This is a genomic window from Streptomyces fodineus (assembly GCF_001735805.1).
Taxonomy (GTDB): Bacteria; Actinomycetota; Actinomycetes; order Streptomycetales; family Streptomycetaceae; genus Streptomyces; species Streptomyces fodineus.
In genome coordinates this window covers 1,147,316-1,160,855 of sequence record NZ_CP017248.1, presented here as the reverse complement: position 1 = coordinate 1,160,855, position 13,540 = coordinate 1,147,316, and the positions used below count along the sequence as shown (strand labels likewise).

Below are 13,540 nucleotides of genomic sequence, written 5' to 3'. Positions count from 1 at the left end.
CGGCATGCGTCGTGGGGCACACGATCGCCCCGGTCCCTCACGGGTGCCGGGGCGAAGCGGCGCGCAGGGGGCACGGGTGTGCCCCCTCGGGGACAACGCTCCTGTGGCCGGAGGGGCTATCCGGTCACGCCCGGGAACATGTTCACGAACGGTTCCGCGGTCACCGCGATGCCCCGGCTGTAAGGGGCGTCGAAGTCCCAGATGAGGAACAGCATGAACGCGATGGTCGCGGAGAACAGCCCGGCCAGGACCAGTTCGCGTGTGGTACGGCGGATCTGCAGCGCGAACACCATGCCGATGGTGACCACTGCCCCGGTGAGCAGCCCCCACCACACCACCGGCGGCATGGTGGGCCCGGTGGAGTCGGCGCGCGCGTTGCGTGCCTGGTCGGCGGCGGTCATCTGGTCCAGCAGCGGCTGGTATGCCTGCGCCTCGAAGTCGTTCTTCGGCCGGTAGTCGGTGACGTCCTGGCGGACCTTCTGCAGCAGCTGGGTGCCGTGGTCGGAGACGTGCTCGGCGCGGGACATCGTCTTCCACTCGTGGTCGACGACATAGGCGACATAGGCGTTGACGTCGCTCCGGATCCGGTCACGGACGTCCGTCGGATAGACCCGGACCCGCTCCGAGATCTCGTGCAGGGCCTGGGCCTCGGACTGCGCGTGGTCCTGGGCGGAGCTGTGGGCCTCCCACACGCCCGCGATGGCCAGCCCCAGGACGATGGCGTACACGACGCCGATCCACATGGTCATGTACTCGATGACGTCCGGCGTCTCGTTGGGGTCCTCGTCCTCGGGAGCCCGCTTGTGCCGTAGGAGCGTGATGACCACCACCACGGCACAGGCCCCGAGCATCGCGAGGACGAGAACAAGCCAATCCGGCAACGGATACCTCCAGAAGGTGAGCTGGCCGGCGTGTCAGCGCGGGCGCAGGGCCGCCACGGCGACGATCGCCGGAACGGTGATGAGCAGGACGTAGACGACCGGCGTGGTGTGGTCCGGCGCGGCGTGCGCGACGGGGTGCGGGTGGTACGCCGGATACCTGACCGGGGTCACGGAGTGGCGCGGAGCGTGCTTCGGTGTCGGCGCGGGCCTGGGCTTGGGCGCCGGTGTGGGGGTGGGCGTCGGCGCAGGCCGTGGGGCCGGCGGGGCCGGGGCGGGCCGGGCCGGCGGCCTCGGGCGGGGTTTCGGTGCCGGCCGCGGAGTCGGCTTCGGTGGCGGCGGCTTCGGCGACGGGGTCGGTGTCGGCGTAGGCGTGGGCGTGGGCGTGGGCGGGCACGGGGGCGGGGTGGGCGTCGGGCAGGGCGGCGGGATCGGCCAGTGGTGGCTGCCCGCGTAGGCCACCGCCGCCGTGCCGTCCGGGCCCGTCGAGGCGTACGCACAGGCGTCGGCCGACGCGCTGCCGACCGGACAGCCCACCAGGGTCCAGGTCAGCGTCACCAGGGCCAACACCCGTGCGGCGGACGCGCATCGGGTCACTTCGGGTCCATGCACGCGACGATCATGGGGTGCGAAACCCTGTCGTATGCCGTAGTGCGCCCGGATTGCTTCGAAGGGGGTATTCGGTGCGAACAACGGTTTGACGCGGCACAGAGTGCTATTGGCGCGAAACGTACGACCGTCCGAACCCGGACAACGGTGCGGGTCACAGGGTCCGGAAAGAAATTCCCGAAGAACTTCCCCTCCCCGTTGAACACTCCGCCCCCCTCGGTGCGTACCCATGACCGTGCGGCGGCGCGGCAGGCGCTGCAACATCCAGGCAAACATGGGGAGTTGGAGATGAAGACCTCCTGGCGGACCGCCTCACTGGTGGCCACAGCCGCCGCGGTGCTGGCGCTGACGACGGCGTGCGGTCAGGACAACAGCACCACCCCGGCATCGGCGGCCCAGAACGTCGGGGCCACGGCGCCCGCGGGCAGCCCGACCTCCGGCGCCGGCGTCGGCACCGGCACGGGATCGCAGAACGGTTACGGCGCCGACGGCAACCAGAGCTCGAGCTCCCCGACCCAGGCCGCCCCGGCGGGCAAGCTGACCGTGGCCGCCAACCCCGACCTCGGCAGCGTGCTCACCGACGGCGCCGGCCTCACCCTCTACCGGTTCGACAAGGACACCGCCAATCCGCCCAAGTCGAACTGCAACGGCGACTGCGCCAGCACCTGGCCGCCGGTGCCCGCCGGTGACGCCACCGCCGGCGCCGGCGTCGACAAGGCGCTGCTCGGCGAGGTCACCCGCGCCGACGGCACCAAGCAGCTCACCATCGGCGGCTGGCCCGCCTACCGCTACGTCAAGGACGTCAACGGCGGAGACGTCAACGGCCAGGGCGTGGGCGGCAAGTGGTTCGCGCTGGCCCCGAACGGCAAGAAGGCCTCCCTGGCCGCCCTGCCCGGTCTGTCCGTCCGCAAGGACCCCAAGCTGGGCGACATCGTCGTCGACAAGAACGGCATGACGGTCTACCGCTTCATGAAGGACAAGGCCTGGCCGAAGTCCGTCTCGAACTGCACCGGTGCCTGCCTGGTGAAGTGGCCGGCCGTCGGCATCGTCAAGCCCCAGGACACCGAGGGGGTCAAGAAGAAGGGCCTGATGGGCTTCACCCGACCCGACGGTGTCCAGCAGATGACGGTCAACTGCTGGCCGATCTACACCTTCTCCGGGGACAAGGCCCCCGGCGACACCAACGGTCAGGGCGTGGGCGGCACCTGGTACGCCGTCTCGCCCGACGGCAAGCCGGTCGGCGCGCCGGGCAACTAGATCACCTCCCCAGGGTCGATCGCCCCGCCCGACCCGGAGCGCCACCGAAGGTCCGCCCCCTCCGCACCGCACGGAGGGGGCGGACCGTTGTTTGTACCGGAATCCGTTACACAGCGGGGCCATACGGGCACTTGCCACAGGCAGTGGCGGGGAACGGACGGTCAATTTCCGTTTCGGGTCGCTCCTTTGGCGGGCGATCAGTAGCCTCTGCTCGAACACCGGATCGCCTGTCCCTGTCGCCTACAGCTCGGAGAGATACATGGAGCGTCCCGCCTGGGCCCCACGGAGCATCGACATCTCGGTGCCGAGCGTCTCGCGGATCTACGACTACTACCTGGGCGGCTCGCACAACTTCGAGGTGGACCGGGAAGCGGCCCGCAAGGCGATGGAGTTCATGCCGGGCCTGCCGAAGATCATGCAGGCCAACCGGGCGTTCATGCGCCGCGCCGTGCGGTTCGCGGCCCAGGAGGGCATCACCCAGTACCTCGACATAGGCTCCGGCATCCCGACCTTCGGCAACGTCCACGAGGTGGCTCAGGCCGCCGCACCGGGCGCCCGCGTGGTCTACGTCGACCACGACCCGGTCGCCGTCGCGCACAGCCAGGCGGTACTGGCGGGCAACGACGGCGCGGACGTGGTCGCCGCGGACCTCCGCAAGCCCCAGGAGATCCTCTCCAGCCCCCAGGTGGAGCGGCTGATCGACCTGAACCGGCCGGTCGCCCTCCTCCTCGTTGCCATACTGCACTTCGTGGAAGACGCGGACGACCCCTACGGTGCGGTGGCCGAGCTGCGCGAGGCGCTCGCGCCCGGCAGCCTGCTCATCCTCACCCATGCCTCGTACGAGGGAATCCCGGTGCCCGCCGAGCGGGCCGAGGGTGCGGTGGACGTATACAAGGACATTCGCAACCCGCTGATCATGCGCTCGCGCGACGAGATCGCGCGGTTCTTCGAGGGGTACGACATGGTGGAACCGGGACTGGTGCCGATGCCGCACTGGCGGCCGGAGTCGGCGCCGGAGGACGAGGATCCGTTCGCCTTCTCCGGATTCGCCGGCGTGGGGCGTACGGCGTGAGCGCGGAACCGGACGGGCCGGAGGACAGACTGCGCCGGTTCACGACGATCTGGAGCCGGGCGCTCTACGCGGTGACCTCCACGTCGTCGACCCGAGCGGAGTTCGAGGAGCAACTCCTCCCGCTCGCACGCCGGTTGAGCGAGCTGCTGCGGGCCCGGGGCTTCGACGCGGACGGTGCCAAGGCGGTGGGCGGCGCCCTGGTCGGCGCGCACTGCACCGACCCCGAGGCGCTGACCCGGACCCTGGACTGCGTCGACGCCTATCTGGTGCTGTACTGCGCCGAGACCGAGGACGGCCCCCAGGACGAACCGCGCCTGCGCTGCTCACGGCTGCAGCACGCGATGGCCGCCGGGTACGCCGAGGCGCTGCGCGAACGCACCCTCACCGAGCAGGAGTCCATCGCCCAGGCCGCGCTCAGGGCGCAGGGCGTGGTCGCCCAGGCCCTGCACGCCAGCGAGGCCCGCTTCCGCGCGGTCTTCGAGGGCGCGGCCATAGGGATCGGCATCGCCGACCTCGACGGCAACGTCCTCCAGGTCAACCAGGCGCTGCTGCGCATGTTCGGGCTCTCCGACCAGGCCCTGCGCGGTCGCCGCGTGCAGGACTGGGTGCACCCCGAGGACGCGCCCCAGACCTGGAAGCTCTACGACGAACTCATCCGCGGCGAGCGCGAGCACTACCACCTCGAAAAGGCCTTCAACCGCCCCGACGGCACGGTCCTGTGGACCAACCTGACGGTCTCCCTGCTGCGCGACGCCGACGGCGCCCCGCAATACCAGCTCGCGCTCATGGAGGACACCACCGAGCGCCGGCTGCTCAACCTCCGGCTGCGCTACGAGGCGACGCACGACGCGCTCACCGGCCTGCCCAACCGCTCGCTGTTCTTCGAGCGCCTGGAGAAGGCGCTGAACGCGGGGGAGGGCCAGCGCTTCGGGCTGTGCTATCTCGACCTGGACGGTTTCAAGACCGTCAACGACAGCCTCGGGCACGCGGCCGGCGACCGGCTCCTGGTGGAGGTCGCCGACCGGCTGCAGTCCTGCGCGACCGCGCCCGGCGAGATGGTCGCCCGGCTCGGCGGCGACGAGTTCGTGGCCCTGACCACCGGGCCGGGCACCGAGCGCTCGGTGGACGAACTCGCCGAGCGCATCATGAACGCCCTGATCACCCCGATCAGCATCGACGGCCGGGATCTGATGGTGCGCGGCAGCCTCGGCATTGTCGAGGGGCCGGCCGGGGAGCGCACCGCCGCGGAAGTCCTGCGCAGCGCGGACATCACCATGTACCGGGCGAAGTCGGCAGGCGGCAACCGCTGCGAACTCGCCGACCCGGAGGCCGACGCCCGCGCGATCACCCGCCACGGCCTGACCACGGCCCTGCCCACGGCCCTGGAACGCGGCGAGTTCTTCATCGAGTACCAGCCGCTCGTCCACCTCGGCGACGGCAGTGTGCGCGGCGCCGAGGCGCTGGTCCGCTGGCTGCATCCGCAGCACGGCGTGCTCGGGCCCGACCGTTTCATCCCGCTCGCCGAGCACACCGGTCTGATCGTGCCGCTCGGCCGGTGGGTGCTGGAGGAGTCCATCCGGCAGGCCCGCGCCTGGCGAGAACGCCACGGCGAGGAGACGGCCGCGGGTCCCCTGCGCATCAACGTCAACCTGTCGCCGTGCCAGCTCAGCCATCCGGGCCTCGTCCAGGAGACCGTCGACATCCTGGAGCGCGCGGGCGTCGCACCGGACGCCCTGTGCCTGGAGGTCACCGAGTCCGCGCTCATCGGCGCCGACGACGATCTGCTCAAACCCCTGCGCCGGCTGGCCGAGATGGGCGTCGACATCGCCCTCGACGACTTCGGCACCGGCTACTCGAACCTGGCCAATCTCCGCCGCCTCCCGGTGCGCATCCTCAAGCTGGACCGCTCCTTCACCCGGGGCATGCAGCAGTTCCCCGCAGACCCCGTCGACCTGAAGATCGTCGAGGGGATCGTCTCCCTCGCCCACAGCCTCGACCTCGCGGTCACCGTCGAGGGCGTGGAAACCGGCGCCCAGGCCGAGCAGTTGCGGATACTGGGCTGCGACACGGCCCAGGGCTGGTACTACGCCCGGCCGGGCCCACCGGAGCGGCTGCACGAGCTTGCACTGGTGGACGCGACGGGCTGACATAGGGTGGGCGGCCTGCGCGAGGCGCGAGGGGCACAGGGGGGACGCATGCCGCAGGGGCTGCTGGACGGGCGCTACCGGCTGGTGGAGCGGATCGGTGCGGGCGGCATGGGGGAGGTGTGGCGGGCACACGACGGGCATCTGCACCGCGAGGTCGCGGTCAAGCTCCTCACCGGTCTCGCCGCCCACCGTGACCCGACCCTGGCCGCTCGCTTCCAGCGTGAGGCACGGGCCGCCGCCCGGCTGACGAGCCCGCACATCGTCACCGTCTACGAGTTGGGCACGGCCCGCGAGGACGCCGGCGAGGAGGTGCCCTACCTGGTCATGGAGCTGGTGCGCGGCCGTTCCCTGGCGCAGGTGATCAGCGAGGGTCTGCCGTCCCCGGCCGACACCGTACGCTGGGCCGGCCAGATGTGCCGCGCCCTCGGCACCGCCCACACGGCCGGGATCGTGCACCGGGACATGAAGCCGGGCAACGTCCTGGTGACCGGCGACGACGGGGCAGCACCCGAGGACCGCCCGGTGAAGGTCCTGGACTTCGGTATCGCCCGCGTTCTGGAGGGGCCCGGCGCCACCACCACCCTGACGGTCACCGGCCAGATCGTCGGAACGCCCGCCTACATGTCGCCGGAGCAGGCCCGCGGGGACGTCCCGGTGGACGCCCGTACCGACCTGTATGCGCTCGGCTGCATCCTGTACGAACTCGTCACCGGCCGGCCTCCGTTCGAGGCCGCCACCTGGCATGCGGTCCTGCTCCGGCACATCGAGGAGCCACCGGTCCCGCCCGGCCGGCTGCGCCCCGGACTGCCGCCGGCCTGGGACGGGCTGATCCTCGACCTGCTGGCCAAGGACCCGGACGCCCGCCCGGCGACGGCGGCCGAGGTCCGGGCGCGGCTGGCCGAGCTCGGCGGACCGGCACCCGGCGGGGCGAGCGCAACGGCGCCCGCGCGCACGGCGGTCGACGAAGGCGGACCCGGCCGGTCGATGCCCGAGGGGCCGGCGGCCGACCCCCGCGCCCTGCCCGCCTCTTCGCGCCCGGCGCCCGCGCCTGTGGCGACCATGGCCGCCGGTACACCGGACGGCTCCGCCGCCCGGCTCGCGCCGGCCCACGACCGCGTGCTCGCGGAGCCCGCGCCGGCCTCACCCGCCCCGCTCCCCTCCGCCGCCGCGCCCCTGGCCGTCGGCTCGGTCGCGCTGGTGCTGTGCTGGCTGCTGGCGCCCTGGTGGACGGCGATCCCGCTGGGGGTGGGGCTCGGGATCTTCAACTACTTCCTGAACGCGCGCGCCAACCCCTACCAAGGCAAGCACCGCTAGAGCCCGTCTCAGCGTTCCAGCAGCATCCGCTGCAACTCCCGCGCGGCCCGCGGCGGAGCCACGTCGCTGCGGTGGGCCAGCGCGATCGTGCGGTGCAGACCCGGCCTGGCCAGCGGGGTCACCCTGAGGCCCCGCCCGGACCTGGTCGCGACCATGCGGGGTACGACGGCCACGCCGAGCCCCGCCCGTACGAAGCCGAGGACCGCGTCCATCTCGCCGCCCTCCACCGCGAAGTCCGGCTCGAAGCCCTCGGCACGGCAGGCCGCCACGGTCAGCTCCCGCAGGTCGTAGCCGTGCCGGAACATCACCAGACGCTCACCCTCCAGATCGGCGATGTGCACCACTCGCCCGCCCCGGCCGGGCGCCGGCGCCTCCGGTGAGGACACCACGACCAGGTCCTCCCGCAGCAGCTCCACGGTGGTGAGCGCCGGTGACGGCGTCGGCAGCGGCAGCACGACCAGAGCGAGGTCCAGCGCGCCCCGGGCCAGTTCCCGCACCAGGTCGTGCGAGCCGCCCTCCTCGATCAGCAGCTGAATACCGGGATAGCGGTCGTGGAAGGCGCGCAGCACATCCGGCAGCAGGCCCGTGCACAGACTGGGCGTCGCCCCGAGCCGCACCCGGCCCCGCCGCAGCTGCACGAGCTCCTGCACCTCGTAGCGGGCGGTGTCCGCGTCGGCCAGGATTCGCCGGGCCAGTGGCAGCAGCGCCTCGCCGGCGTCGGTGAGGGTGATGTTGCCCCGGGCGCGCAGGAACAGATCCGCACCCAGCTCCCGCTCCAGCGCCTTGATCTGCTGCGACAGCGACGGCTGGGCGACATGCACCAGCTCGGCGGCGCGGGTGAAGTGCCGGGTCTCGGCGACGGCGACGAAGTACTGGAGCTGCTGGAACTGCACCCTGCAAGGATAGCTTCCGGCTATGGAAACGAGCTGGACCATGTCTTGGACTGATCGGACCCCGCGCCCCTAGCGTGCTGTCCCATGGCTCTGGCAACGCGGACGGACCGACGGCCGTCCATGGCGCGCACGATGTGGGACTCCTCCGTCGGCAAGAAGACGGTGATGGCGGTCAGCGGCGTGATCATGCTGCTGTACCTGGTCGCGCATGTGATCGGCAATCTGAAGATCTTCTTCGGAGCGGGCGAGTTCAACCACTACGCCCACTGGCTGCGCACCGTCGGCGAACCCTTCATGCACTACGAGTGGACGCTCTGGCTCATCCGGATCGTCCTCGTCGTCGCCGTGGTCGCCCACGCCACGTCCGCGTACCAGCTCAGCCGCCGTGACATCAGGGCGCGGCCCAGCAAGTACGTGCACAGCAAGCCCCGGGCGAGCTACGCCACCCGCACCATGCGCTGGGGCGGCACCATCCTCGGCCTGTTCATCGTCTGGCACGTCCTGGACCTGACCACCGGCACCGTGCACCCGGGCCACTTCCAGGCCGGGCACCCGTACCAGAACGTCGTCGACGACTTCTCCCACTGGTACAGCAACGTCATCTACATCGTCGCGATGCTCGCGCTCGGCCTGCACATCCGGCACGGCTTCTGGAGCGCCGCGCAGACCCTCGGCGTCGGCAGCCGCGCCCGCGACCGCGCCCTGAAGACCATCGCCAACGTCCTCGCGCTGCTGCTCACGGCCGGATTCATCGCCGTACCCGTGGGCGTCATGACCGGAGTGGTGAGCTGACATGACCGAATACGTGAACTACGCGACGGGCGAGCCGGTCACCGACTCCAAGGCCCCGTCCGGCCCGATCCACGAGCGCTGGGACAAGCGCCGCTTCGAGGCCAAGCTGGTCAACCCCGCCAACCGGCGCAAGCACACGATCATCGTCGTCGGCACCGGCCTCGCCGGCGGCTCCGCGGGCGCGACCCTCGCCGAACAGGGCTACCACGTCGTCCAGTTCTGCTACCAGGACTCCCCGCGCCGCGCCCACTCCATCGCCGCACAGGGAGGCATCAACGCGGCGAAGAACTACCGCAACGACGGGGACTCGATCCACCGGCTCTTCTACGACACCGTCAAGGGCGGCGACTTCCGGGCGCGGGAGTCGAACGTCCACCGGCTCGCGCAGATCTCGGTCGAGATCATCGACCAGTGCGTGGCCCAGGGCGTGCCCTTCGCCCGCGAGTACGGCGGTCTGCTCGACACCCGCTCCTTCGGCGGCGTACAGGTGTCACGGACCTTCTACGCCCGCGGCCAGACGGGCCAGCAGCTCCTCCTCGGCGCCTACCAGGCCCTCAGCAGGCAGATCGCCGCGGGCAACGTGGAGATGCATCCGCGCACCGAGATGCTGGACCTGATCGTCGTGGACGGGCGGGCGCGCGGCATCGTGGCCCGTGACCTGATCACCGGCAAGATCGACACCTACTTCGCGGACGCCGTCGTACTGGCCAGCGGCGGGTACGGAAACGTCTTCTACCTGTCGACCAACGCCATGAACTCCAACGCGACCGCGATCTGGCGGGCGCACCGGCGCGGCGCCTACTTCGCCAACCCCTGCTTCACCCAGATCCACCCGACCTGCATCCCGCGCACCGGCGACCACCAGTCCAAGCTGACGCTGATGAGCGAGTCGCTGCGCAACGACGGCCGGATCTGGGTGCCCAAGGCCAAGGGCGACACCCGTCCGCCGAACCAGATCCCCGAGGACGAGCGCGACTACTACCTGGAACGCATCTACCCGTCCTTCGGCAACTTGGTCCCGCGGGACATCGCCTCTCGTGCCGCGAAGAACGTCTGCGACGAGGGCAGGGGAGTGGGCCCCGGCGGCCAGGGCGTCTACCTGGACTTCGCCGACGCGATCCAGCGGATGGGCCGGGGGGCGGTCGAGGCGAAGTACGGCAACCTCTTCGACATGTACCAGCGGATCACCGACGAGGATCCGTACCAGGTGCCGATGCGCATCTACCCGGCCGTGCACTACACGATGGGCGGCCTGTGGGTCGACTACGACCTGCAGACCACCGTCCCGGGCCTGTTCGCGGTCGGCGAGGCCAACTTCTCCGACCACGGCGCCAACCGGCTCGGCGCCTCCGCGCTGATGCAGGGCCTGGCCGACGGCTACTTCGTGCTCCCGGCGACCATCAACGACTACCTGGCCCGCAACCCCCACCAGGACCCGGTGACCCCCGAACACCCCGTGGTCCAGGAGGCCTTGGCGGAGACCGAGGACCGGCTGAACCTGCTCCTGTCCGTCGACGGCGACCGCACCCCCGACTCCTTCCACCGTGAACTCGGCGAGCTGATGTGGGAGTTCTGCGGCATGGCCCGCACCGACTCCGGGCTGCGCAAGGCCCTGGAGCGCATCCCGCAGATCCGCGAGGAGTTCTGGCGGCGCATCAAGGTGCCCGGCACCGGCGAGGAGTTCAACCAGTCGCTGGAGAAGGCCAACCGGATCGTCGACTACCTGGAGCTCGCCGAGCTGATGTGCCTCGACGCGCTGCACCGCGCCGAGTCCTGCGGCGGCCACTTCCGCGAGGAGTCCCAGACCCCCGACGGCGAGGCCGCCCGCAGGGACGAGGAGTTCGGCTACGCGGCGGCCTGGGAGTTCACCGGCACCGGTGCGGCACCCGTCCTGCACAAGGAAGACCTGGTCTTCGAGTACGTCCACCCCACCCAGCGGAGCTACGCATGAAGCTCACCCTGCGCGTCTGGCGGCAGAAGAACGCCGACGCCGAAGGCGCCATGTCCACATACGAGGTGGACGGCATCTCGTCCGACATGTCCTTCCTGGAGATGCTGGACGTCCTCAACGAACAGCTCATCCTCTCCGGCGAGGAGCCGGTCGCGTTCGACCACGACTGCCGCGAGGGCATCTGCGGCGCGTGCTCGCTCGTCATCAACGGCGACGCGCACGGTCCCGAGCGCACCACCACCTGCCAGCTGCACATGCGGTCCTTCAAGGACGGCGACACGATCGACATCGAGCCGTGGCGGGCCGCCGCCTTCCCGGTGATCAAGGACCTGGTCGTCGACCGGTCCGCGTTCGACCGGATCATCCAGGCCGGCGGCTACGTCACCGCGCCCACCGGATCCGCGCCGGAGGCGCATGCCACGCCGGTGCCGAAGGCCGACGCCGACTTCGCGTTCGAGCACGCGGAGTGCATCGGGTGCGGGGCGTGTGTGGCCGCGTGCCCCAACGGGGCGGCGATGCTGTTCACCTCCGCCAAGGTCAACCACCTGAATGTGCTGCCCCAGGGAGCGCCCGAGCGGGAGACGCGGGTGCTGGACATGGTGGCGCAGATGGACGAGGAGGGCTTCGGCGGGTGCACCCTCACCGGTGAGTGCGCCACCGCCTGCCCCAAGGGCATTCCGCTCGTGTCGATCACCAGCATGAACAAGGAGTGGCTGAGGGCCACCCGCAAGGTGGGCAAGAGGTAGCGCCGAAGCTGCGAGAGCGTTCGTCGCACAGGCGAACGGGCGGGGCCGGGAGTGGTGCTCACCGGCCCCGTCTGGTTTTCCGCTGATCGCCGGGACCCCGGCGTTCAGCATTCCCACATCCCCTCTCCGGGCACAGGTCACGCATCGGCCAACCGGCGTCGGAAGAACAGGAGCGGCGGGCCGTACGCACAGGCCCGCCGCCGTCGCCGAACCGGCCCGTGACCAGGAGAGAGCCATGACCGGCGTTTCCACCCTCGACCGCCCCCCACAGCCCGCGGCCCCGACCCGCTACACCGTCACCCTCGCCCGGAACGAGGACGACGTGCGGGCCGCCCAGCAGCTGCGGCACGACGTCTTCGCCGGTGAGATGGGGGCCCTGCTGGCCACGCCGCAGCCGGGACTCGACGTCGACGCCTTCGACGCGTACTGCGACCACCTCCTCGTCCGGGACACCGGCACCGGGCAGGTCGTCGGCACCTACCGGCTGCTGCCGCCGGAGCGCGCCGCGGTCGCGGGCCGGCTCTACTCCGAGGGCGAGTTCGAGATCGCCGCGCTCGACCCGATCCGGCCCGGACTCGTCGAGGTCGGCCGCTCCTGTGTGCACCCCGACCACCGCGACGGCGCGGTCATCGGCCTGATCTGGGCCGGGATAGCCCGCTACATGGTCGACCACGGGCGCGAGTGGCTGGCGGGCTGCTGCTCGGTGCCGCTCGCCGACGGCGGGGCCCTCGCGACGGCCACCTGGGAGCGGGTGCGAGACAAGCACCTGGCCCCCGAGGAGTACCGGGTACGGCCGCTGCTGCCGTGGCTCCCGAACGCCGAGGCCCCGGCCGGACGCAGCGAGCTGCCCGCCCTGCTGCGCGGCTACCTGCGCCTCGGCGCCTGGGTGTGCGGCGAGCCCGCGCACGACCCGGACTTCGGGGTCGCCGACCTGTACGTGCTGCTGTCGATGCGCCGGGTGAACCCGCGCTATCTGCGGCACTTCCTCTCCCTCGTGCCCGCCTGATGAGCGTCTGGCTGCCCAGCGCGCCCTGCACCCCGGGCGCCTGTGTGGAGCCCGCCCGGGCCGCCGCGGCCGTACCCCGTGCCGTGCTGCGGCTCACCGCGGTCGTGGCCTTGATGCTGGCCGGGATCGCGCTGTCCCCGCTCGGCGGGCGGATCCCCGCCGAGTGGGTCAGGCGGTGGTGCCGGGCGATCGTGCGGGCCATGGGCGTCCAGGTCCGCTTCACCGGCACCGCCGCACCGGCCGGCGGGCTGCTGCTGGTCGCCAACCATGTCTCGTGGCTGGACATCCCGCTGCTGGCCGCCGTGCGTCCCGCGCGGATGCTCGCCAAGACCGAGATCCGGCAGTGGCCGGTGGCGGGCCCGCTGGCCGCACGTGGTGGCGTCCTGTTCATCGACCGGGACCGGCTGCGCGCCCTGCCCGAGACGGTCGCCCGGATCACCGGAGCGCTGCGGGAGGGCGCGGCCGTGGCCGCGTTCCCCGAGGGCAGCACCTGGTGCGGACGGGCCCAGGGCCGCTTCCGCCGGGCCGTCTTCCAGGCCGCACTCGACGCGGGCGCGCCCGTACAGCCGGTCGGACTGCGCTACCGGCAGTCCGGTGGCGGGCCTAGCACGGCGGCGGCGTTCGTCGGCGAGGACACCCTGCTCGCCTCCCTGTGGCGGGTGGCCCGCACCCGGGGCCTGGTCGCGGAGGTGGAGATACATGCCCCGATCCCACCCGGCGCCCACCCCGATCGCCGTTCCCTCGCCCAGGCGGCCCAGCCGGTCGGCCCGGAGCCCGCCTGGACCCACGCCGTGCTGGTGTCGTAACCGCACACCGGTGCCCGCGCGGTGAGCGGACGGCAGGCCGGTCCAGTCCGTGATCCGCTGCAAGAAGGC

General features: G+C 71.6%; 13 protein-coding genes. 10 read left to right on the top strand and 3 right to left on the bottom strand.

Annotated features, from left to right (window positions below):
* Nucleotides 1-116: 116 nt before the first annotated feature.
* Nucleotides 117-881, bottom strand: a complete 765-nt coding sequence (locus BFF78_RS04855) for a bestrophin-like domain (RefSeq protein ID WP_069777119.1) — start codon at nucleotides 879-881, stop codon at nucleotides 117-119.
* A 33-nt stretch (nucleotides 882-914) separates the two neighbouring features.
* On the bottom strand, nucleotides 915-1,052 hold the full coding sequence (locus BFF78_RS45980) for a hypothetical protein (protein WP_159032940.1): 138 nt from the start codon (nucleotides 1,050-1,052) through the stop codon (nucleotides 915-917).
* A 61-nt stretch (nucleotides 1,053-1,113) separates the two neighbouring features.
* Here BFF78_RS45980 and BFF78_RS45975 point away from each other — a divergent pair, with 61 nt between their 5' ends.
* From BFF78_RS45975 to BFF78_RS04830, 5 genes are all read left to right on the top strand, one after another.
* Complete coding sequence (locus BFF78_RS45975) at nucleotides 1,114-1,335, top strand: hypothetical protein (protein WP_193433412.1); 222 nt, start codon at nucleotides 1,114-1,116, stop codon at nucleotides 1,333-1,335.
* Nucleotides 1,336-1,775: 440 nt separating this feature from the next.
* Nucleotides 1,776-2,744: an SCO0930 family lipoprotein gene (locus BFF78_RS04845; protein WP_069777117.1), complete on the top strand. Its 969-nt coding sequence runs from the start codon at nucleotides 1,776-1,778 to the stop codon at nucleotides 2,742-2,744.
* Nucleotides 2,745-3,003: 259 nt separating this feature from the next.
* A complete protein-coding gene (locus tag BFF78_RS04840; RefSeq protein WP_069777116.1) occupies nucleotides 3,004-3,816 on the top strand; it encodes an SAM-dependent methyltransferase in 813 nt (270 codons plus the stop codon).
* A complete protein-coding gene (locus BFF78_RS04835; RefSeq protein WP_069777115.1) occupies nucleotides 3,813-5,963 on the top strand; it encodes a putative bifunctional diguanylate cyclase/phosphodiesterase in 2,151 nt (716 codons plus the stop codon). Before BFF78_RS04840 ends, BFF78_RS04835 begins: the two co-directional genes overlap by 4 nt.
* 48 nt (nucleotides 5,964-6,011) lie before the next feature.
* Nucleotides 6,012-7,277 carry a protein kinase domain-containing protein gene (locus BFF78_RS04830; protein ID WP_069777114.1) on the top strand — a complete coding sequence of 422 codons (1,266 nt, stop codon included), beginning with the start codon at nucleotides 6,012-6,014 and terminating at the stop codon, nucleotides 7,275-7,277.
* 8 nt (nucleotides 7,278-7,285) lie between these two features.
* Here BFF78_RS04830 and BFF78_RS04825 read toward each other — a convergent pair whose 3' ends face one another.
* Nucleotides 7,286-8,170, bottom strand: coding sequence for a LysR family transcriptional regulator (locus tag BFF78_RS04825; RefSeq protein ID WP_069777113.1), 885 nt, complete (start codon nucleotides 8,168-8,170; stop codon nucleotides 7,286-7,288).
* Nucleotides 8,171-8,290: 120 nt separating this feature from the next.
* On the opposite strand from BFF78_RS04825, the gene BFF78_RS04820 reads away from it, so the two are divergent.
* The 5 genes from BFF78_RS04820 to BFF78_RS04800 all read left to right on the top strand — a co-directional run bounded on the left by BFF78_RS04820 (nucleotide 8,291) and on the right by BFF78_RS04800 (nucleotide 13,471).
* Complete coding sequence (locus BFF78_RS04820) at nucleotides 8,291-8,962, top strand: succinate dehydrogenase (RefSeq protein ID WP_069777112.1); 672 nt, start codon at nucleotides 8,291-8,293, stop codon at nucleotides 8,960-8,962.
* A gap of 1 nt (nucleotide 8,963) precedes the next feature.
* Entirely contained in the window at nucleotides 8,964-10,913 is a 1,950-nt protein-coding gene (locus BFF78_RS04815; protein ID WP_069777111.1) for a fumarate reductase/succinate dehydrogenase flavoprotein subunit, read from the top strand.
* Nucleotides 10,910-11,659, top strand: coding sequence for a succinate dehydrogenase/fumarate reductase iron-sulfur subunit (locus tag BFF78_RS04810; protein ID WP_069777110.1), 750 nt, complete (start codon nucleotides 10,910-10,912; stop codon nucleotides 11,657-11,659). The genes BFF78_RS04815 and BFF78_RS04810 overlap by 4 nt, the downstream gene beginning before the upstream one ends.
* A gap of 235 nt (nucleotides 11,660-11,894) precedes the next feature.
* Nucleotides 11,895-12,665, top strand: a complete 771-nt coding sequence (locus BFF78_RS04805; RefSeq protein ID WP_069777109.1) for a GNAT family N-acetyltransferase — start codon at nucleotides 11,895-11,897, stop codon at nucleotides 12,663-12,665.
* Nucleotides 12,665-13,471: a lysophospholipid acyltransferase family protein gene (locus BFF78_RS04800; RefSeq protein ID WP_069777108.1), complete on the top strand. Its 807-nt coding sequence runs from the start codon at nucleotides 12,665-12,667 to the stop codon at nucleotides 13,469-13,471. The genes BFF78_RS04805 and BFF78_RS04800 overlap by 1 nt, the downstream gene beginning before the upstream one ends.
* Nucleotides 13,472-13,540 lie beyond the last annotated feature (69 nt).